This window comes from Aliikangiella sp. G2MR2-5, assembly GCF_015687155.1.
GTDB lineage: Bacteria > Pseudomonadota > Gammaproteobacteria > Enterobacterales > Kangiellaceae > Aliikangiella.
In genome coordinates this window covers 548,725-570,422 of sequence record NZ_JADPQF010000003.1, presented here as the reverse complement: position 1 = coordinate 570,422, position 21,698 = coordinate 548,725, and the positions used below count along the sequence as shown (strand labels likewise).

Below are 21,698 nucleotides of genomic sequence, written 5' to 3'. Positions count from 1 at the left end.
AATCAGTTATTGATACTAATTCGAAAATATTCAGCGTACCGGAATGAGCTCAAAAATAAAAACAATTCATCTTCTACTTGCAGAGCCTTCGTCTAACCACGCAGAGGCAATTATTAATGCACTGCGCAACCGCGGATATGCGGTCAGAGCAACTCAAGTACTCAATGCTGAAGAGCTAAACTCAGCTTTGGAAAAAGGAGTCTCCGATTTATTGTTATCAGACTCCGAATATAAGGACCTGCCACCGGCACAGGCAATTGAACAAATTGTCACCTATGGGCGTGATATTCCCTGTATCGTTATGCTACCCAAAAATGACGAAGAGCTTATTGTCAGTGCTATGAATTTTGGCGCCAAAGATGCAGTTTCTCGTGAAAATCTACAGCTGCTTTGCTTGAAAACAGAGCGCGAGCTACACAGTCTCGAAAGTCGTAGAAAGAAAAACCAGGCAGAACTAGCTCTCAAAGCAACGGAAAAAAGATGCACTTTGTTACTAGACAGTTCACAAGATGCAATCGCCTATGTTCATGATGGAATGCACGTCTATGCTAACAAGGCCTACATGGAGCTTTTTGGCTATGAAGATTACGACGAGCTAATGTGCGTTCCTGCGTTAGATATGATTGCCAAAGAAAGTCAGGATGAGTTTCGTCAATATCTAAAAGATATATCTTCGAGCAGCGAGCACCAGAGCTTTAGTTTTTCAGGAACAAAGTCTGACATGAGTCATTTTGAAGCAATCATGACATTATCTGCCGCCAACTACGATGATGAGGTCTGTACTCAACTTCTCATCCGTTCGGCAGCTGATAACGCCGAGCTAGAAGAAAAACTCAAAGAGTTGAGCGCTCTCGATAATCTGACTGATTTATATAATAAGAACTATTTCATGGAACAATTGCAGCACGCAGTTGAGAAGGCCGCAGAAAATGGTGAAACCTCGAATGTGGTCTACATTGAGTACGATCAACATGAACAATTACTAAGCGACTATGGTATTGCCGGGGTTGATCAGGTTACTAAAGACTGCGCAAGCTGGCTGTCTGAGCAGGTAGAAGAGGATTGTACTCTTGCTCGAATAGGCGATCATGCTTATGCCGTGCTGCTTCATGGTAACTCGAAACAGAAGGCTAAATCACTCGCAGCGAGCTTGTGTGAAAACATTCATTCTCATCTTTTCGATATAGAAGGTCACACCGTCAAGCTGACCTTTAGTATCGGAGTCAGTCCCGTTGGGGAAGATACGAATGATGCCAGCCAAATCATTTCTCAGGCCCATAGCGCGTCAAACCGGGTAGAAGATGGCAATGGCTATAAGATCTTCAACAAGGCTGTTCACGCGGCAGGCAACGAAGCTGATGCAGAAATGCTAAATAAAGTCCATGATGCTATCGAATCTGGTCGTATAAAATTAATGTTCCAGCCGATTGTCAAACTTCATGGCGACGAAAGGTGTATCTACCAGGTTTTACTCCAGCTGACCGACGAAGACGGAAATACACTAGACTCTTCAAAAGTATTTCCTGTTGCAAAAGCAGCAGGGCTTGCTGAAAAACTGGATTTATGGATTTTTACTCAATCACTGAAAAGCCTGAAAGCTCATAGCAATACAAAAACTCAGCTTATGGTGGCTTTGAGCGGCGCATCTCTCATTAACCCTAAACTGGTTACCATGATAGAGAAAGCTTTCAAAACCACTGGTCTTGATAAGAACCGAATAATTTTTCAAATTGAAGAAAGTGACGCTATCAACCATTTGAAAAGGGTTCTCGTATTGTGCGCAGAGCTAAAGGAAAAAGGCTTTGTTACCTGTCTGTCTGACTATGGTAACGATCCATCTCACCACACTTTGGTTGATCAACTAGACTCAGACTTTGTGAGAATCAGCGATGCCAAAGCACAGGAACTTCACAAAGATTCGGAAATCGCTGAAGAAGTACAGCATTTGCTGGACGAAATCCACACCAGAGATAAGCAAAGCATTATTCCTAAGGTTGAAGAAGCTGCAATGCTAGCCGCTTTGTGGCCGATGAACGTTCGTTACATCCAGGGTTACTACCTACAACGCCCCGGTCTGAAAATGGATTATGACTTCTCCGCCAGCGGCTTCTAATATTCTCAAGTGGACTCGAGTTTTATCGGGTCCACTTTTTTAATTTCTTTTTTTACAGCACAAATTTTAGGTTTACTGAGATAGCATTCTTCTTGTCAGATACCTAGCTCCAGCCAAATACGACAGGAAGCAGGCTAAAACTAGTATGCTCTATTCTGCCTTTTGCTTGCGCTTGAACGGTTGGTTTTGCATGATATGCGAGGTTAAAACCGGCTTCATTCATCATAAGCAAATCATTAGCTCCATCTCCAATGGCCATTACCTCACTGTTAGCCAGTTCCAGCTCTTCACACAATGAACTCAAAAACTCAGCTTTCGCTTTTGCATCAACAATTGACCCCAATACCTTTCCCGTAAGTTGGCCAGATTCAATCTCGAGAACATTGGCCTTAACTTTATATAAAGAAAGCTCCTTCTTAAGCTTTTCTACAAATGGGGTAAAGCCGCCGGAGACAATCGCAATATAACAATTATTTTTCGCAGCAGCTTCCACTAGTTGTGGAATCCCTGGAGACAAGGGCAATGATTGGGCAATATCGTCAATAGCAGCTTCATTTAAGCCTTGCAAACATGCAACTCTGGAAACAAGGCTTTCTGCAAAATCAAGCTTGCCTTGCATCGCGGCCTCGGTCACTTTTGCGACCTTTTCACCAACATTGTGGCGTGCAGCTAACTGATCGATCACTTCTATCTGAATAAAAGTCGAATCCATGTCAAACAGAATTAATTTTGGTGGTTTATCCACGCCCTGCGGCCAACAAATAAAATCAAACTCAGAATCTTTAGTCTTTTGACAAATATCATTCACATCTGAAGACTCGGAAAAGATTTCCCAGAAAAAGGTGTTATCTCTTTTAACTAACCGGAAAACTGGCGAGCTAACAAGAGATTTTTCCAACGAAGTAAATGCGGTTACTTGCCGGACTAACTCAAGCTCAGCAAATAAGGTAATTTTGACGCTATTTTGCGGAATCTCTGAAAGCAGGCTCCATTCATCAGAGTGGACTTGGTATAGCTGGTTAAATTGAACAAGTTGTTGCATGATTATTCGTTGCTCGGTTGATAGCATTTCAATAGACAATGCATTGTACCCAAAAGCGTCCCGTCTGTAACGGTCCTTTCGTTGTTCCTAAATGTCTTTTAGTGATATCTTCAAGCGCCTGCAGGTTAAACTGATATCTTGATATAAAAATCAGAATAGAATTAGCTAGAAAATTGGCTTTTTCTCTTATCAGTATCCGCATTGGTTGCTAGAATGAAGAAATGAAAGAAGAACAAAAAAGCTCAAAAAAGTTTCGTCCCCCAAAATTGCTTCGCGGGCTACTGACATCAATAGTCTCTTTTTGCATGATTGCGTTAGCGGCAAGCTGGACGATAACTAACTACCAAATAGAAAAACTGGTTGCAGCCAGAACAAGCGAATACGCCCATAGTATAACCAGAGTGGCAGCCGACTCTTCCGCCGAAGCATTGATGTCTGATGACAAGCTTTACCTTCAAATGCTAGTGGAAAATGTCGCTAAAGATCCTTATATAAGAAGTGCAACCGTATTTGCAGAAGACGGTCAGATAGTCGCTAACTATATATCTGAAGCGCCTCTTGAAAATTCCAGTCCGGAGCAGATCCTACAGCCTGATGGAAGTAGTAACAACGTAACCGTTAGCGAGCTAATGGAAGTTGATACAGTGGCCAACCAAGACAGTGGCTTACCTCAAGAAAACAACAATAGCGCTTCGAGTGAAAGTGAAAGCAAAACCATGCCCGCACAAACTCCCTCCTCTGAGGAAGGTCATGAATATCCTACATCCTCGACTAGTCAGCCAGCAAAGACATACCTGGAAATTCAAAAAGACATTCCTTTTGTAGAGAAAATAATTTACCAAAACGTTACTGCAGGCTGGTTTAAAATCACACTCAATAGAGTACTACTGGAAGAAAGTTTTCGACAATCTCTTAATCAGTCACAAAAAATAATTGCGATCATTTCCTCGCTGGCTTTGATTTCAATATTCTTTATCACCCGACGCTATAAAAAACGAATTACAAAACTGGTTGGCCATAATCATCGTTTAATTAAATTGAATGCTCAAACGCTCCCGGAAACGACAACCCAATGGCTTAATGCTATTGAAGAAATAGCAGAAACCCGGCTGCAGGAATTGAGAGAGTCACCACCTATACCGGCAAAAACACCTTCCTGGGCTCAAAGTAATCGGGTAGAAGGAGTTTTGTTTTGCTATTGCACTTTCTCAATGGCCGAACAGGATGATGAAAATACAGCAACCTGTCTGTCATTGGCTGAGCAATATCTAAAAGCATCGCTGCAAGCTTTCGGAGTGCAGTCTCAAGGGGATATTCTCTCTGGCTGTCTTATCCCATTTTTTGACTTTACTGACAAAGTTGAAGCCTTGGATGAGGCTGTCAGTCTTGTTCACTTGCTGAATGAGCTATTAGAGTCTCTGCCGCTTCCTATAAAGATGAAGACTTTTATTGGTTGTGGTTCAATACTCGTTTTAGAAAGTGAAAGAGGCGTCATTACAGGCATATCTCTGGCCAACAGACTTGGCGATAAAATCAATAAACTTTCTCCCAGGTTTAACTTTGGTCAGACTATCACTTTCGGGGTAGAACAGAGTCAAGTATTGCCGGTTGGAAAAATCATTTCGCTTGATGAAGCCGAACAGATTATTCATTCTCCTTGCTTTCTTATTCAAGATGTCAGGGAGTCGATCAAGCAAAGAGCACAAAGACAAATCAGCTATATTATTGAGTCACAAGATTAAACTGGTAATTTTAGTAATTATTGCTATGTTTTAATGAGAGATTCCCTGAACGATTAAATTGGTTAGTTGCGACTGCAAACCTGATCGCAAACCAAAAACAATAAGTAAAACGGACCCACTCGATAATATGGCAATCAATATCATTATCTGTGATGACTCCCGAATGGCGCGCAATCAACTCGCCAGGTGCCTTCCTGCTGATTGGGAAGTGGAAATCCACTTCGCGGAAGATGGCCAGCATTGCCTTGAAGTAATTGCTCAGGTTTCTCCTATTCTCGTATTTCTTGATCTGAATATGCCGATACTGGATGGCTACGAAACGCTTGAAGAAATTAATGCGAGAGATATTGAACTTGACGTCATTGTGGTATCAGGCGATATTCAACCTGATGCTCAGGCAAGGGTTACCGGACTAGGAGCCATCGACTTTGTTAAAAAGCCTATCAGCAAAGAAAAAATGGCGCAAACGCTTGAGAGACATGGTCTTTACACTCAGCATGAAGTAGTAGAAGAACCAGAGAATCAGGCCGAAAACAGCCTGCTTGAACTTAACAATAAAGATACTTTTCTAGATGCTTGTCAGGAAGTAGCCAATGTCGCAATGGGCCGAGCAGGCGACTCATTAGCAAGGTTGCTTGACGTCTTTGTTAAGCTTCCCGTTCCCAGAGTAAATCATATCGAATTAAGCGAACTTGCAATGGCCCTTCAGTTTAGTGAGCACCACGAAACTGTATCATCGATATGTCAGGGATTTATTGGCCCAGGAATATCAGGAGAGGCTTTGACTATTTTTAACGACTCTTCATTCGAAAATATCGCGAAGCTTATGAAATATGAAGGTCATATTGATGATCATGTTCAACTCGAATTACTGATGGATATATCCAATATTCTTGTTGGTGCCTGCTTACAAGGTTTTAGCGATCAATTGGATGTTAACTTAAGTCAGGGACACCCGGTAGTATTGGGTCAGCATGTGTCGATCCCGCAGATCATCCAGGGAAACAAGCGCTGGAAAAAAACCTTGAGTATTGAAATCAATTATAAAATAGAAAACTATGAAGGCGTTGACTGCGATCTTTTATTGTTATTTACCGATGATTGTCTGGAAGATCTAAAACAAAGAATTAGCTTCATCATGTAATGGGTACTTGTTTACAGCTATGACAACAGATATTGAAGAACTCACTGAATTTCACTGGATGATGGATATGTTGCAAAACATTGACGTCGGCCTTGTTGTTGTAAACCCGAAAATTGAGGTCAAACTCTGGAACTCTTTCATGGAGAATCATAGTGGATTGCTGGCGAGCAATACCAGAAATAAAGACCTTTTTTCATTGTTTCCAGAAATTCCGGTCGAGTGGTTTAAGCACAAAGCAGAATCAGTATTTCAGCTTCGAACACGCGCTTTCAGTATTTGGGAGCAAAGACCGTACGTGTTTAAGTTTAAAAACTACCGCCCAATTACTGGCGCAGCAGAATACATGTATCAAAACATATCACTGTTACCTTTGACATCTACAACAGGCGAGGTTTCTCATATTTGCATCATTGTTTACGATGTTACCGACATTGCAATGAGTCGTTTAAAACTGGAGGGAGCGAATAAACAACTCGAATATCTGAGTCGAACAGACAAGCTTACTTCGCTCAACAACCGCGGATATTGGCAGGAGTGCCAGGAGCGGGAGTTTTCTCGTTATAAACGACATGAAAACCCTACTTCTCTGGTAATTTTCGATATTGACCACTTTAAAAGTGTCAACGATACTTACGGACACCAGGCAGGTGACGAAGTAATCCGGACTTGCGCAAGAACACTGACTGCTTGCGCGCGTGAAATTGATATTTGTGGTAGGTATGGTGGTGAGGAGTTCGTGGTAATACTGCCCGATACGGATGCAAAAGGTGGTTATATATTTGCAGAACGATTACGCAAGCTAGTAGAAAAGCTGACAGTTAATCACGAAGACTTTTCCATTCAATTCACGATTAGTCTGGGAGTCTGCGAGCTCACTCCTAGTGTAGCTTCAGCTAAAAGCTGGCTCGAGCTCGCCGACCAGGCTTTATATCATTCCAAAGAAAATGGGCGCAATCGCAGTAGTGTTCAAAAGCCTGAATAACAACGATAGTCGGATTAAGATAACCAGCGAACTCTTATTCGACTATGCTCAACAAGTTAGTTTACAGATTAAAACTCCTTTCCTAAAGTATAGCGTACCGCATCTTCCAGATCTTCGAAGTCGTATTCGGATAAGCCGGTAAAATCCAGTACTTTCGGAGCCACTTTCTGCCACTCAAAATCAATATCAGACTGTGCCAGTTTCTCGGGAAGGTTCACCATATGCTCAGCCATTTTTAGCACGCATAGCAGAGTTTTTAAAGTCGGACTTTCGATCGACTGGTCATCCAGTACTCGATCAACCGAGTGATGATTCTTAACCGCCAGACAGATCACCTTGGGTAAATTCCAGACTCGCGAGATACGATAACCAGCAGCAGCGTGATGAACACCAAAGTTAGCGAACTCCTCACTCGCTATTCTTCCATCCTCTCGACTATAGGAAAACTCCATAACACTTTGATAGTTACTATAGCGAGCAGCCATCACCGGAATCCCACAGTTGTGAAACAGTCCCATGGTATAGGCTTCATCCGCCATCGCAAGATTCAACTGGCGACATATGGTCGATGCTACCGACGCGACTGATACTGAGCTCTGCCAGAAAAGATTCATGTCAATTCGGGTATCAATATGCGCCATAGACTTACGTAGTAGTAAAGTCTTTAGAATACCAATAACTCTTTCGACGCCCAGCATCACAACGGCCTGCGGAATAGAGCCTATACGCTGGGCCAAACCAAAAACAGGAGAATTAACGATTTTGATTACCGCGGCGCTCACACCCGGGTCAATAGAAATGACTTCGCCGATTTTTTCCAGATCAGCACCACAGCTTTTCACCTGCTCAATAATGCCCGGTTGCGGAGGAATATAAATCCCGCTCAGAACATCTCGGTCTTCAGAATTCGAAGTCAATGCTTTCCCCCAGGGCTGATTTGCGACGATTGCCGAAACAAGTCTAAAAGGACAAGAGTCCTGCCAGTAAAAGTACAGGACTCTGAATTAACTATAGAACAATTTCTCGCTTATGGGGGAAAACAGGTTGTTAAACAGTAGCTTATTCTTGCTCGACTTCCAGGTAGTCTACTTTCTGGAAACCGCGTGGTAGCTTATTGCCACGTCGCCCTCGTTCACCTCGATAGTGTTCAAGATCAGAAGGCTTCAGTCTCAAATAACGTTTACCACTGTAGACCAGCAGCGCCTGTTCGGGGGAGACTACAGCAATTGAAGCGACGAACTCTTCTCTGAGCTGCAACTTAGCCGCTGGAATACCAATAATTTTATTACCTTTTCCTTTGGACAGTTGTGGTAAGTCAGCAATAGGAAACACCAGCATTCGGCCCTCATTGGACACAGCAACACATAACTGGTTTTCGTAGTCATCTACCGCGCAAGGTGCTATGACTTTGGCACCGCTGGGCACCGTTAGCAAAGCCTTACCATTCTTATTTCGGGTAATCGTGTCTGTTAGCTTGGCGACGAACCCGTAACCGGCATCTGTTGCAAACAGGTAATTTTGCTCATCGGCTCCCATCAAAGTATCTACAAATGTCGCACCGGCGATAGGATTTAACCTTCCAGTCAACGGCTCACCCTGCCCTCTGGCTGAAGGTAAAGAGTGAGCAGGTACGGCATAGCTTCGCCCGGTGGAATCTATAAACACTGCCGACTGGTTGCTCTTACCTTTAGCCGAAGCCAGATATTTGTCGCCTGACTTATAGTTGAGACCGGCTGCATCAATATCATGGCCTTTAGCACACCTGACCCAGCCCATCTCTGAAAGAACAACGGTAATCGCTTCGCTTGGCATCAGGTCAGTCTCACTTAGCGCTTTTGCTTCAGTTCGTTCTACCAGAGGCGAGCGTCTATCATCACCAAACTCATCAGCAGCGGCTTTGATTTCTTTTTTCACCAGCGTTTTTAATCGAGTCTTGGAGCCCAGCACTTTCTCAAGCTCGGCTTTTTCCTTCGCCAGTTCGGCTTGCTCGCCTTTGATTTTCATCTCTTCCAGACGAGCCAGCTGACGTAATTTAGTCTCGAGGATATATTCAGCCTGAGCTTCGGTCAGGTCAAAACGTTTTATCAATGCTTTTTTGGGTTCATCTTCAGTACGGATGATATGAATCACTTCATCAATATTGAGAAATGCTATCAACAAGCCTTCAAGTAAATGTAAGCGCTTATTAACTTTTTCTAGCCGGAATTCGAGGCGTCTTCGAGTAGTATCGGTACGAAACACTAGCCATTCGTTCAAGAAAGTGAGCAAGCCTTTAACCTGAGGTTTGCCATCAATCCCGATAACATTCATATTGACTCGATAATTCTTCTCCAGGTCCGTTGTCGCAAATAAATGCTGCATCAAAGTATCAGTATCGACTCGATTTGATCGCGGAACTATGACAAAACGGGTTGGATTTTCATGATCAGACTCATCTCTGAGATCCGCCACCATCGGCAGCTTTTTCGCCTGCATCTGGGCGGCAATTTGTTCAAGCACCTTACTACCGGAAACCTGGTGGGGTAGCGCAGTAATGACAACTTCGCCATCTTCAATAATATATGCAGCACGCATTTTGACACCACCGCGACCACTTTTATAAATTTTTAAAATATCGTCTTTCGGCGTGATAATTTCTGCTTCGGTAGGAAAGTCCGGTCCGGGAACCAACTCATGAATCTCTTCCAGAGTCGCTTTAGGATTATCCAGCAGATGGATACAGGCATTAGCTACTTCTCGAATATTGTGCGGTGGGATATCGGTCGCCATACCGACAGCAATTCCGGTAGTCCCGTTTAAAAGCAGATTAGGTAACCTTGCCGGTAAAACTTTGGGCTCTTTTAAGGTGCCATCAAAGTTGGGCAACCAGTCAACGGTTCCCTGACCTAACTCAGAAAGTAATACCGCGGCATATTTCGATAATCGGGACTCTGTATAACGCATTGCCGCGAACGACTTTGGATCATCCGGAGCTCCCCAGTTCCCCTGACCATCCACCAGAGGGTAGCGATAGGAAAAAGGCTGAGCCATAAGTACCATTGCTTCATAGCAGGCACTGTCACCGTGTGGATGAAACTTACCTAGCACGTCACCAACAGTTCTCGCCGACTTTTTATATTTTGCAGTAGACTTCAGGCCCAGTTCGCTCATGGCATAAACGATACGACGCTGAACCGGCTTTAAGCCATCACCAATATGTGGCAAAGCACGGTCCATAATGACGTACATTGAATAATTCAAATAAGCTTTTTCGGTAAATTCAGAAAGCGTTTGCTGTTCTACACCGTCAAAATTTAATTCCATAGTAGTTAGTGATCTTGTTGTTTAATATTTTAAGAAAGCCATGAAGACGGCCCCGCTTTAACCAGAGCCAGTATCCTATTCAATTTCCGCAAGGTTACCATACTCTTCCAACCAGACTTTTCGGTCAGCGGAGCGCTTTTTCGCCAGTAACATATCCATTAACTCATTAGTCTTCTCATGCGAGTCGATAGTCAACTGAACCAGACGCCTGGTTTCTCTGGCCATTGTAGTCTCTCGCAGTTGTTTAGGATTCATTTCCCCCAGACCTTTAAAGCGCTGAACATTAATATTCCCCCGCTTCTTCTCGGCTTTGATACGATCCAGAATCCCCTGCTTTTCATCTTCATCCAGAGCATAATAAACATCTTTACCAATATCGATACGATAAAGTGGCGGCATTGCAACATAGACATGACCGGCCTCAACCAGATGAGTAAAATGTCTCACAAACAATGCACATAAGAGGGTCGCAATATGCAGTCCGTCGGAGTCGGCATCAGCCAGAATACAAATTTTGCCATAACGCAAATTCGATAAATCTTCTGCCCCAGGGTCTAGTCCAAGTGCTACCGATATATCATGGACCTCCGAAGAAGCAAGAATTTCACTTGAATCAACCTCCCAGGTATTCAGGATCTTTCCTCTGAGCGGCATGATCGCCTGAAACTCTTTATCTCTAGCCTGTTTGGCCGATCCTCCCGCAGAGTCCCCTTCCACCAAAAATAGCTCCGATGCCATCGGGTCCTGACCGACACAGTCCGACAACTTACCGGGAAGCGCAGGTCCACTGGTCACTTTTTTGCGCGCAACTTTTTTACGAGATCGCATTCGTTTATGCGCGTTGGCAATAGCTAGCTCAGCCAGCTTGTCACCATAAGTCGGATTTTTATTTAGCCACAAGGAAAACGCATCCTTGACTACTCCGGCAACAAAAGTCGCCGATTGACGCGACGATAGCCGCTCTTTGGTCTGCCCTGAAAACTGTGGGTCCTGCATTTTGATGGAAAGAACAAATGAGAGTCCACTCCATAGATCATCAGCTGTTAGCTTGACGCCTCGGGGCAAGGCATTGCGAAACTCACAGAATTCTTTCAGCGCATCAAGCAGGCCATTACGTAGCCCGTTAACATGAGTCCCTCCGAGAGGTGTCGGGATCAAGTTCACATAACTTTCATTTAATACTTCACCACCTTCCGGCAACCAGAAAAGAGCCCAGTCTACTGCTTCAGTATCACCTGCAAAGCTTCCGCAGAATGGTTCATCCGGAAGCTTCTCCAGATCAACCGCAGAATTTTTCAAGTAGTCTTTAAGGCCATCTTCATAGAACCACTCGCTTTTTTCATTGGTATTGTTGTCAATCAAAGTGACACTCAGACCGGGGCAAAGTACTGCCTTGGCTCTAAGTAGATGCTTTAACTTGGCAACAGAGTACTTGGCGGAATCAAAATATTGAGGGTCAGGCCAAAAAACGACTGTCGTTCCTGTATTTCGCTTGCCAACCTCACCAACGACCTCCAATGGAGACGCCAGTTCGCCATTAGCAAAGCTAATCTGATGTTTTTTACCATCTCGCTTTACATGAACTTCAACACGACTCGAGAGCGCATTAACAACAGAAATCCCGACACCATGTAAACCGCCTGAAAACTGGTAATTTTTATTGGAAAACTTACCACCGGCATGCAGTTTAGTGAGAATAAGCTCAACCCCGCTGATCCCTTCTTCAGGGTGAATATCGACAGGCATACCACGGCCATCATCCTGAACTTCAAGCGCACCATCTGTATGCAGGATTACCGTTAAGTTTTTACAATGCCCAGCCAGTGCTTCATCCACACTATTATCGATAACTTCCTGAGCAAGATGGTTAGGTCTGGCGGTATCGGTATACATGCCCGGCCTTTTCTTAACCGGGTCCAGACCACTGAGAACTTCTATTGAATCGGAATTATAGGTATTAGACATCGAATTCCTTCGTACTTCTGTTTTTATCTTATTTTCAATATTGTCGAATGACAGAATTCAGCGACTGGATATTGTTTTAATAGGCCTTTAGTAAATACAAGACTATCAATAACAACAATCCAAACTACAGCTCATGTTTTTATATCAGTAGAACCAGCACTTTAAAAATACAAGCGCGTTTTCAAGCTGAATTCAGCTAAATTATGGGCACTATAATCGCGTCAAACGCAGGATTTCGCAAGTAGAAAAAAGAAACCGGGTGAACTTTGCCACGGTTTAAACAGAATAAAGGATAAGAATTAACCAATATAGCCAGAATTAGGTGCCGACAGTATTTAGTAGCCCTTGATAGAATAGTCGACGGTAAATTCCATATTATCGATACGGTGTACAATTGACTCTATTCGTCCATCGGAAAACAGATTCAAATAACGGTATCCCGGAGCTTCCGTGCCGGCAGAAAAGTCCTCTGACCCTGGCTTGAACTGTACACAGCTTGACGGTGTCGCCAACCAATGAATACCATCTTTTACGCGATCAAACTCCTGGTGAATATGTCCCCATAGAACCCCTTTTACCTGAGGATATTGGGCAATGATCTGATTAAATTCATCCGCATTTTTTAAGCCGATTTGATCCAGCCAATGACTCCCGATATCGAGCGGCTGATGGTGAAGACAAACAAGTGCATGCTTATCCGGATAGCGCTTGAGAGCTCGTTCTAGAAAGTGCAATTGCTCATCATTCAGACTGCCATGCACTTTTCCTCTCACAGATGAATCGAGCAGGATAATCTGCCATTTTCCTATTAGTAACTGCTTTGCCTGCAAAACTCGATTATTGCTTAAATAGATATCCATTGTCTCCGGATTATCATGATTTCCGGGTAACCAAAAAGTCGGCAGGTCCATATCTTTAAAATAGTCAGCGAGATATTGATAGGACTCAGCAGAAGCATCCTGCGATAAATCGCCGGTAGCCAACAGCGCATCAGGACGCCATTCTTCGCGTTCAACTCGTTCACAAATAGCTTCAAAGCTGCTTCTGGTATTAAGGCCAAGCAGACATCCTTCTGGATCCGCAAAAATATGGCTATCAGTCACTTGTACCAATCTGACAACATCCAACCGTCCGGGTTGTATTTCGTATGGTATTTTCTCTACATTGGGTGTCATCTGCTTTTTTCTTCCTGAATACACTATTTCAAACAAGCTCTGAAGCATTCGCCAAGAAACTGATTGATCTGACGCTTCTCGTCAACGGGCTTTTTCTCAATATTGTTATGCTCATAAATTGCTTTCAAAGCACCAGGACCACTACCTTCCATTACTTCGAGCATTTTTACATCATGATATAATCGTACAATCAGCTTGATTTCTTTTATTGCAGCCTTCCCCGGAGACTCTATCTCCAGATTGATAGTTGTAGTGTACCTGGCGGCATCCGTTACATCAGCCGTTAACCTCACTGCTGGAGCATCACACTCCCAATTTGGTGATTTCTGAGTACCTTGTGACAATATATCCTGTTCAACACACTCCGGCCACAACCGACGAAATAGCCAGTAATTCAGCTCGCACTGAGACAGTAGCTCATCCAAATCAGGTTGATAAGGACGACTGCGCACCTTGCTCTTTAGGGTGGCGGTCGAAGTCATTGATTCTCCTACAACAAATACGATTATTTTAGCTCAAAATAACCTGATGGAACGGAATTAGACAAATATTCCCACATTTTGAGGTAATTTTCAGGAAGAAATGTGAACAAATGCAGCAAATTCCTACTCAAATAAGTCATTTTGAGACCAGTTTAGCTTTAGCCACTGCAATGAAATCAATGTCATTGCGTTAGTAAACTCGCCATTTTCCAGCATTTGGAAAGCCTTTTTCACCGGAATTTGATGCACTTTAATATCTTCATGTTCATGCTCGAGCCCGGCGTAATCGGATGCCTGGCGAGCGTCGACTTCAGCGAGAAAAAGCCAGATCCTCTCAGTAGAGCCGCCGGGACTTACCAAATACTCACAGATTTTTCGCATTCGCTTTATTTGACAGCCAGCTTCTTCTTCAGCTTCACGCTCAATGAGGTTTTTAGGAGATTCCCCTTTTTCAATCATCCCCGCAATAGGCTCAATAAGCCATGGAGATTTTTCGGTGGACATAGCTCCTGGTCGAAACTGCTCCACCATAACAAGTAGCTCTTGCTCTGGGTCCAACAGTAATGCGGCTGCAGCATTACCTCGCTCAAATATTTCCCTTTGAATGACTTCACTCCAACCGCCCTCAAATTTTTCGTATTTCAAGTGAAAACGTTCTAATTTGAAAAAGCCCTGGTAAAGAGTCTCTTTTTCTATTAATTCACTTTTTAAACCATTACCGGACATACGACGCCTCTTTCGATAAGTGACCAAGATCATTGGCAATATTAAACAGGGTAGGGCAAAATAACCAGCAATCTTAAGGTATACCCATTAACCTTATTTTAGTGCACAGGTAAAGCCTAAATATTTTAAATATCAGACCCAACATCCGATGAGCAGGGGTTAAACAAAAAATGAATATCGAAAAAGCCCGATTTAACATGATAGAGCAGCAAGTAAAACCGTGGAAAGTATTTGACGAAAAGCTACTGGGTGCCATGGCCACCATTCCCAGAGAAAAATTCGTTCCGGAAAGCTATCGTGGACTTGCATATGCTGATATTGCCATACCGCTAGGACATAATCAGACAATGTTAACGCCGAGAGAACTTGCCCGCATGATTCAGGCGATGGGACTGGAAGGCGATGAAAAAGTTCTAGAAATAGGATGTGGCAGCGGATACTCTGCCGCAGTGTTATCTCGATTATGCAAGAAGGTTTATTCTGTTGATATCATCGGCGACTTTGTTTCTTCCGCGCAACAGAAACTCAGACAACTTGCCTTTAACAATATTGATATTGAGGAAACAGATGCTTCTGACGGATGGCTGGCCAAAGCTCCTTACGATGCAGTACTGATCACCTCTGCGCTTCCCACACTTTCTGATTCATTCAAGCGATGTCTTAACAATAATGGTCGTGTAGTATCAATAATTGGTACCGAAGGACATTATGCAGCGAAGGTCTACACTCTTGTCGACGGCGAATGGCAAACTGAAACATTATTTCCAATGGATGCTGCTCCGATGATCAACGCGGAACAGCCAAATCAGTTTGTGTTTTAGATATTCAGGGTCCTACAAGCAAGTCGGAATATCAAAACGAGATATTCCGATGCTATTAATAGCCTTATATGCCAATTTCCCCTAAAAAAGGGCATTTGTTGAGTAAATAGTCCGCTCTCCACTGTTCTTATATTAAAAAATTTGTAAAATCCGTTTACAAATTCAGTAATTTACTAATAACTTTATGCTCATTCCAATGGCGAAGGTGAGTTACAATAGTAACACACCTGAAGTGGGTCAGATTGCTTTGTCTAGGCTAAAAGCTCCAAAAGTTGCTCTGGAAATATTTCAGCCAACTTAGACAGAAGTTGTAATAACGATGCAGAATCAGGGACTGAATTTAAGCAATGACCAAACTTGAAAATTTATAAACTAACGAATTGATGATTCACAAAGATAGGTAACCCAATGAAAAAACCGACCAAAATAGCCCTTAGCTTATTTGTAGTATTTGCTTCATCAAGTAGCTGGGCAGACAATCTGCTCGATGTTTACAATCTGGCAAAAGATAATGATCCTACCTATCTGGCAAGTGATGCTGGCAGAATGGCCACCAATGAACGCATTAACCAAAGTATGGCACAACTGTTACCTCAACTAAGTGCGACTTACAGTTATTCAAAAAGCGACAGAGAGTCTTCAGGAAATTCATCTGGTCTATACACTCCAGATGATCCAAGTGGAAGTCCTATCACTTTTAACGACCCCTCCGCCAGCGAAAGTGAAACAACCTCGGATGGTTACTCAATTAGTTTACGGCAAGAGATATACAATCACTCATCCTGGTTAAATTTACGACAGGCTGAAAAAAGAGCGCTGCAATCTAATGTTAACCATGAAGGTGCCAAGCATGATCTGATAATTCGCGTTGCAGAAGCCTATTTTAATGTTCTCGCGGCTATCGATAGTGTTGAATTTTCCAAAGCAGAAACTGAAGCAGTCTCTAAAGAACTTGCCCAAACTAAGCAACGATTTGAAGTGGGTCTAATCGCGATGACTGATGTTCATGAAGCGCAATCTCGCCACGACCGTGCTGTGGCCAACCAGATTAGCGCACAAAATGCATTAGATAATGCGCATGAAGCACTTCAACAAATCACAGGTCAATACCATTATGGTTTACTCGGACTAAAAGACACTATTCCGTTAAGAAATCCACAGCCAACGGATATAAAGTCCTGGGTAAAAGAAGCAGAAAATAACAATGTATCGATTAAAGCCTCACGAATTGGTCTGGACATCGCTAAAAAAAGCATCGATATATCATTTGCGGGGCACTACCCTACTCTTGACTTGTCTGCCCGATATTCTGACGACAGTAGCGAGATGGAATCTCCAAACCGGCGTATTACCAATAACCAGACCGGAGACACAGGCACTGTTTCAAATAGTCTTTCGACGGATGATGTTAAAAATACCTCTATTTCATTAGAGCTCAATATTCCGATTTATTCAGGTGGCCGTATCAACTCTCAGGTAAAGGAATCTCAAGCGCTTTATCAGCAAGCGGCTCACAATCTGGAAGCAGATCATCGCCGAGCAGTCAGCGAAACTCGTAGCTCCTATCTGGGTGTTGTCGCCGCAGTGAGTTCAGTGAATGCCCTAAAGCAAGCAGTTGTCTCTTCACAAAGCGCCCTGGAAGCAACTCAAGCAGGTTTCGAGGTAGGAACAAGAACAATAGTTGATGTGCTTTTACAAACGCAACAACTCTATTCTGCTAAACGAGATCATGCCAGAGCGCGCTATGACTATATATTAAACACGTTAAAACTAAAGCGTGCTGCTGGGTTATTGACAGAAGAAGACTTATCTCAAGTTAACGGCCTTCTTCGATAAAATGCTCCTTGATGAATGGTGTAACTAAAGTTACACCATTCAAATCTACAACAACTACAGACATCCTTCGTCAATTCCCCTATAATCTTCCCAAAATTTGTCTGACTGATTATTAGTAATTCAATGGCTGGAAAAAAGAAGAAAACGCCAGAAAATACCATCGCTCAAAATCGCAAAGCGAGACACGACTACTTTATCGAAGATACTTTTGAGGCTGGTTTAGAGCTTCAAGGGTGGGAAGTCAAAGCGATGCGCGAGAAAAAGGCGAATCTTACAGATGCTTATATCATTTTCCATAATGGAGAAGTTTATTTGCATGGTTGTCACGTAAGTCCGCTAATAACCACATCCACTCATATCAAAGCTGAGCCGACTCGCAACAGAAAACTACTCTTGCACGCGGCGGAAATTACCAAGCTGATAGAGGCGCAGGCAAAAGATGGCTATACCATAGTCCCGTTATCTCTTTACTGGGTGAGAAACAAGGTTAAGCTTAAGATTGGTACAGCTAAAGGTAAAAAGCTGCACGACAAACGCGCCACGGAAAAAGCCAAGGAATGGGATAGAGACAAGCAACGATTAATGAAAAATAACTTTAACTAATCGAGCACTTCAATGCCCATTCGTATAACGAAAACAGTTATCCTACTTCTCGGTATCTTGGCGGTTAGTTCCTGTGAGATGGCCCAGCGCTCATCGCAGAAAGCCAGTGTGACCGACTTAAGTATGCAGGCGACAACCAATCAGAATCAACAAATCAATCGAGCAATCGTTCTGCTGGAAAAAGGAAAGAATAAAGAAGCTGAAGCGCTAATCGATGAAGTTCTTATATTTAATCCCCATCATCCAGGCGCCAGCAAACTTAAGCAACAGCTCAAGCAAGATTTAAAGAATATCTTCGGAACAAATAAAACAACCAAATATCAGATTCAAGAGGGAGATAGTCTGGGACAAATTGCTCAGCACTGGCTCGGTGATTCAGTATATTTTGTTTCACTGGCTCGATTCAATAAAATATCAAATCCTTCAAAATTAAAAGTCGGAAGCTGGATTAAAATTCCTTTAGTCAAGCAGGGAAAATCTATTCTCAAACAGCGAAGTCGCTCGAGTGCCAACATCGGGCTCTTAAAGGATTACCGAAGCAAAAAGCAATTTGACCAAGGCCTTCAAAAAGCTAACTCGCTATTTGTTATTCCTGAAGATATGTCTCGCCTTTTAAGCGAACAAAAGTTGATACTGAAAGATTACGTTGCAAGTGTGGAATCGATTGACGAAATGGAAAATATGGCAGCAAAGGTTACAAAGATTGCAGAAACAAGCCGAAACAGGGCGCAACGTAACATTTACCAGCAGTTTATAAAGAACGTCAATATTCAGCTATTTACCAGGCAAGCGATTACCTACTTTGAGCGAAAATATTTTTTTCAATCTGCAGAAAAACTGGTTAGTGCAAAAAGGCTGGATAAGACGGTTGCGAGAGATACCAAAATATTCAGAATGCAATCACTTCTCATCAATAAGCTTCATGAAAAAGCTGTAATTCTTTATCGAAACCACGAGCTGGACGAAGCGCTTAATTATTGGGAGGTAATTCTTGAGCTAAACCCTGAACACGCTCTCGCCAAAAAATATCAGCAGCGCACTAACACGCTGCTCAAAAAACTCAATCAGTACTAGGTTTGGAGTTTAGCTTGGAATCGATTAAACGTAGTGCGCTTGTTCCTTTTTCTGCAGAGCAAATGTTTTCACTGGTAGACGACATAGAACGTTATCCGGAATTTGTTCCTCATTGCAAAGGGGCTACCATTATTTCTCGCTCTGAGAATAAAGTTTGTGCGCGACTCGACGTGGCCAAAAGTGGTATTGCCAAGTCTTTTGCGACCGAAAACATTTTGGTTCCATTCAGCCATATAGAAATGAAATTGCTTGACGGCCCTTTCCGTCATCTTTCCGGTCGATGGATCTTTACACCGTTGTCAGAAAATGCCTGCAAAATCGAACTTGATCTTCAATTTGAATTTTCAAATAAACTGGCGTCAATGGCGTTTTCCGGAATATTTAATCAACTAATTCAGTCTATGGTCGCTGCATTTACAACTCGCGCGGAGGAAGTATTTAATGTCTGATAACACAAATACGATAGCCGTAGAAATAATATACGCGCTTCCTGATGAACAAGAGCTAATCTCATTCAAGGTCAATGAAGGAGCGACTGTTATGGAAGCGATAGAGATGTCTGGAATACTGAACAAATATCCGGAAATAGACCTGAGTACCACTAAAGTAGGAATTTTTAGTAAAGTAACCAAATTAGATGAAGTACTTAGAGAGCAGGATAGAATTGAAATTTACCGCCCGTTAATTGCGGACCCCAAAGAAATGCGCCGTAAAAAAGCCCTCAAAAAGTAACAACCACATTGTTGCCAATGTCTTAAAACAGTTTGTCTAAAGCTGCCAGTTATTAGCTCCAGGTTTTCTCAAGTTTCGGCTCCTCTCCTCGATCATATTTTGTAAAACTTTCCGAATTGTAGCCTGAAGAGCGAGGTGTTATAGTTCAATACAACACCAATTCATCATAAATAGACAAGTTTCATGAGGTAGTTATGAAAGTTTTAACAAATGTAGCCCTTTCTGTTGTATTGGCAACATCTTTATCCGGCTGTGTAATTATTGACCGTCCCGGAGGTGAGCATGATGGTAACGACTGGCGACATGAGCAAAAGGAAAACCGTCAAATAATCAGTGAGTTACCACTCAACGCCTCACGTCAGGAGGTTCACAACAAGCTCGGAGCACCTGAATTTTCCGAGGCCTTCACTAAAGGCAATGATGAATACAGAGTTCTATATTACCGCACACAACATCGTCATTCAGACGGAGACACTACCAAGGATGAAACAACTCCGCTTGTATTTAAAAATGACAAATTGATTGGTTGGGGACAAGATACTCTTGCCAGAGCTAGATAAGTAAGAGAAACCAAAAAGAAAGCTGCGGCTGGCTTCAAGTCAGCTGCTTATCAACCAGACATAGAAATACAGCCATTAGTAAATTATAGCTTTTAGAGCTCCACGCTTTTTAAGTCTACCAGGCTATTTTCAAACTTTGACGCACTATTTGGAGCTCCAAGCCTCGATATTTGATAACGAGTTTCAAGGTCAAGCTTAGTATCATTTAGAAGCTCTGACGCATGCTCGATATTCTGCTCAATAGAGAACTCGGAAACATTCGAAGTAACGCTCCCGCCGACAGAAACACTAATGGCACCAGATACTTTAGAGCGCCTGTGTTGAATCCCCAGCTCTTCCACCGCAGCAGTGATTCTCTGGGCAACTCTTGCAGCACCATCTTCTGAAGTGTCAGTAAGCAGCACAATGAACTCACTCGCCCTATACCTGCCGACTAGATCTCCGGGTCTTTGTGATGATGAATGGATCGCATTGGCGACCTGCTGCATACAATCGTCGGCGGCTTGTTGTCCACAATAATCAACATAAGCACCGTAGTAGTCAATATCGATCAACAGCAAGCTAACAGTTAATTTTTGTCTCGCAGAAATTGCCCAATATGACTCTGCGTGTTCAAAAAAACTTGGCTCAGTATAAACATGGGTAAGCTCATCATATTGACTAGACTTTGCAGGTTGATTTTTTAACTCTTCAATTCTTTCCTGCATATCAATAAAGCGTTCCATCACTTTGATTTTCGCATGCAGCAATGACTTATGTACCGGCTTAACAAGATAGTCGTCAGCGCCAATACTTAAACCTTCGACACAATCTTCCACACTCTCTCGTCCAGTCATCATGATAATCGGTACCCAATGGTCTCCCAACAAATCACGAATAATTGGTACGGTTTCAAATCCAGACAGACCTGGCATTTCGACATCACAAATAATTAAGTCAGCACTGATTTGTTCAAGTATTTGAATAGCAGTTTCACCACTTTCGGCAACAATAACCTCATGGCCAAATCCTTCAATTAATTTGGTCAGTTGAAACTGTAATGTTTGACTATCTTCGATGAGTAGCACTTTCATCTATCAATCCCTTTCTAATAAGTCCTTTGAAATTAATAGAAAACCCTTTAAATTCATTAGCTTGCTTTATTTATCGTAACTTAATCAAGAAATTATCTGTGACTATAGGTTTTAAAATATCTCAAAACAAGTTACATATTCACACTCGATAATAATCACAATTTCCCTGTGTAACTGCTGCATAGAGAATATCAGCCATTAAAATCTACCGCATACAGAAGCCCGGCTCACCTGCTTGTAGCCCAGACTGTGAATAGATTCACTCTCTTTCAGATAGGAGGTATTTTTAACCGTCCGAGAGGCCGTTAACCCTGTCGGAGAAGAA

General features: G+C 42.7%; 19 protein-coding genes. 11 read left to right on the top strand and 8 right to left on the bottom strand.

The window, feature by feature from the left end; all coding sequences use genetic code 11:
* Positions 1–43 precede the first annotated feature (43 nt).
* Positions 44–2,113, top strand: a complete 2,070-nt coding sequence (locus tag IYN84_RS12875) for an EAL domain-containing protein (protein ID WP_196139611.1) — start codon at positions 44–46, stop codon at positions 2,111–2,113.
* A gap of 103 nt (positions 2,114–2,216) precedes the next feature.
* Here the strand turns inward: IYN84_RS12875 and serB are convergent, their stop codons facing one another.
* On the bottom strand, positions 2,217–3,194 hold the full coding sequence (gene serB / locus IYN84_RS12870; protein WP_196139610.1) for a phosphoserine phosphatase SerB: 978 nt from the start codon (positions 3,192–3,194) through the stop codon (positions 2,217–2,219).
* Positions 3,195–3,376: 182 nt separating this feature from the next.
* Here serB and IYN84_RS12865 point away from each other — a divergent pair, with 182 nt between their 5' ends.
* The 3 genes from IYN84_RS12865 to IYN84_RS12855 all read left to right on the top strand — a co-directional run bounded on the left by IYN84_RS12865 (position 3,377) and on the right by IYN84_RS12855 (position 7,023).
* Entirely contained in the window at positions 3,377–4,897 is a 1,521-nt protein-coding gene (locus IYN84_RS12865; RefSeq protein WP_196139609.1) for a hypothetical protein, read from the top strand.
* A gap of 127 nt (positions 4,898–5,024) precedes the next feature.
* Positions 5,025–6,041, top strand: coding sequence for a response regulator (locus IYN84_RS12860; RefSeq protein WP_196139608.1), 1,017 nt, complete (start codon positions 5,025–5,027; stop codon positions 6,039–6,041).
* A gap of 19 nt (positions 6,042–6,060) precedes the next feature.
* Positions 6,061–7,023 carry a GGDEF domain-containing protein gene (locus IYN84_RS12855; protein ID WP_196139607.1) on the top strand — a complete coding sequence of 321 codons (963 nt, stop codon included), beginning with the start codon at positions 6,061–6,063 and terminating at the stop codon, positions 7,021–7,023.
* Positions 7,024–7,091: 68 nt separating this feature from the next.
* Here the strand turns inward: IYN84_RS12855 and IYN84_RS12850 are convergent, their stop codons facing one another.
* From IYN84_RS12850 to IYN84_RS12825, 6 genes are all read right to left on the bottom strand, one after another.
* Positions 7,092–7,940: an HDOD domain-containing protein gene (locus tag IYN84_RS12850; protein WP_196139606.1), complete on the bottom strand. Its 849-nt coding sequence runs from the start codon at positions 7,938–7,940 to the stop codon at positions 7,092–7,094.
* Between the two features lie 142 nt (positions 7,941–8,082).
* Entirely contained in the window at positions 8,083–10,326 is a 2,244-nt protein-coding gene (gene parC / locus IYN84_RS12845; RefSeq protein WP_196139605.1) for a DNA topoisomerase IV subunit A, read from the bottom strand.
* A 75-nt stretch (positions 10,327–10,401) separates the two neighbouring features.
* Positions 10,402–12,291, bottom strand: coding sequence for a DNA topoisomerase IV subunit B (gene parE, locus IYN84_RS12840; protein ID WP_196139604.1), 1,890 nt, complete (start codon positions 12,289–12,291; stop codon positions 10,402–10,404).
* 335 nt (positions 12,292–12,626) lie between these two features.
* Entirely contained in the window at positions 12,627–13,466 is an 840-nt protein-coding gene (gene cpdA / locus IYN84_RS12835; protein ID WP_196139603.1) for a 3',5'-cyclic-AMP phosphodiesterase, read from the bottom strand.
* A 23-nt stretch (positions 13,467–13,489) separates the two neighbouring features.
* A complete protein-coding gene (locus IYN84_RS12830; RefSeq protein WP_196139602.1) occupies positions 13,490–13,948 on the bottom strand; it encodes a DUF1249 domain-containing protein in 459 nt (152 codons plus the stop codon).
* Positions 13,949–14,071: 123 nt separating this feature from the next.
* Positions 14,072–14,674, bottom strand: coding sequence for an NUDIX domain-containing protein (locus IYN84_RS12825; RefSeq protein ID WP_196139601.1), 603 nt, complete (start codon positions 14,672–14,674; stop codon positions 14,072–14,074).
* Between the two features lie 170 nt (positions 14,675–14,844).
* Between IYN84_RS12825 and IYN84_RS12820 the strand changes: the two genes are divergently transcribed.
* From IYN84_RS12820 to IYN84_RS12790, 7 genes are all read left to right on the top strand, one after another.
* The gene (locus tag IYN84_RS12820) at positions 14,845–15,495 is read left to right on the top strand and encodes a protein-L-isoaspartate O-methyltransferase (RefSeq protein ID WP_196139600.1); all 651 of its coding nucleotides are present in this window, start codon (positions 14,845–14,847) and stop codon (positions 15,493–15,495) included.
* 408 nt (positions 15,496–15,903) lie between these two features.
* Entirely contained in the window at positions 15,904–17,331 is a 1,428-nt protein-coding gene (locus tag IYN84_RS12815) for a TolC family outer membrane protein (protein ID WP_196139599.1), read from the top strand.
* A gap of 123 nt (positions 17,332–17,454) precedes the next feature.
* Positions 17,455–17,934, top strand: a complete 480-nt coding sequence (smpB, locus tag IYN84_RS12810; RefSeq protein WP_196139598.1) for an SsrA-binding protein SmpB — start codon at positions 17,455–17,457, stop codon at positions 17,932–17,934.
* Positions 17,935–17,946: 12 nt separating this feature from the next.
* Entirely contained in the window at positions 17,947–19,008 is a 1,062-nt protein-coding gene (locus IYN84_RS12805) for a LysM peptidoglycan-binding domain-containing protein (protein WP_196139597.1), read from the top strand.
* Between the two features lie 14 nt (positions 19,009–19,022).
* Complete coding sequence (locus IYN84_RS12800) at positions 19,023–19,457, top strand: type II toxin-antitoxin system RatA family toxin (protein ID WP_196139596.1); 435 nt, start codon at positions 19,023–19,025, stop codon at positions 19,455–19,457.
* Entirely contained in the window at positions 19,450–19,740 is a 291-nt protein-coding gene (locus IYN84_RS12795; RefSeq protein WP_196139595.1) for an RnfH family protein, read from the top strand. The genes IYN84_RS12800 and IYN84_RS12795 overlap by 8 nt, the downstream gene beginning before the upstream one ends.
* Positions 19,741–19,934: 194 nt before the next feature.
* Complete coding sequence (locus IYN84_RS12790; RefSeq protein WP_196139594.1) at positions 19,935–20,300, top strand: DUF3192 domain-containing protein; 366 nt, start codon at positions 19,935–19,937, stop codon at positions 20,298–20,300.
* 92 nt (positions 20,301–20,392) lie between these two features.
* Here IYN84_RS12790 and IYN84_RS12785 read toward each other — a convergent pair whose 3' ends face one another.
* A complete protein-coding gene (locus tag IYN84_RS12785; RefSeq protein WP_196139593.1) occupies positions 20,393–21,373 on the bottom strand; it encodes a diguanylate cyclase domain-containing protein in 981 nt (326 codons plus the stop codon).
* Between the last annotated feature and the right edge of the window lie 325 nt (positions 21,374–21,698).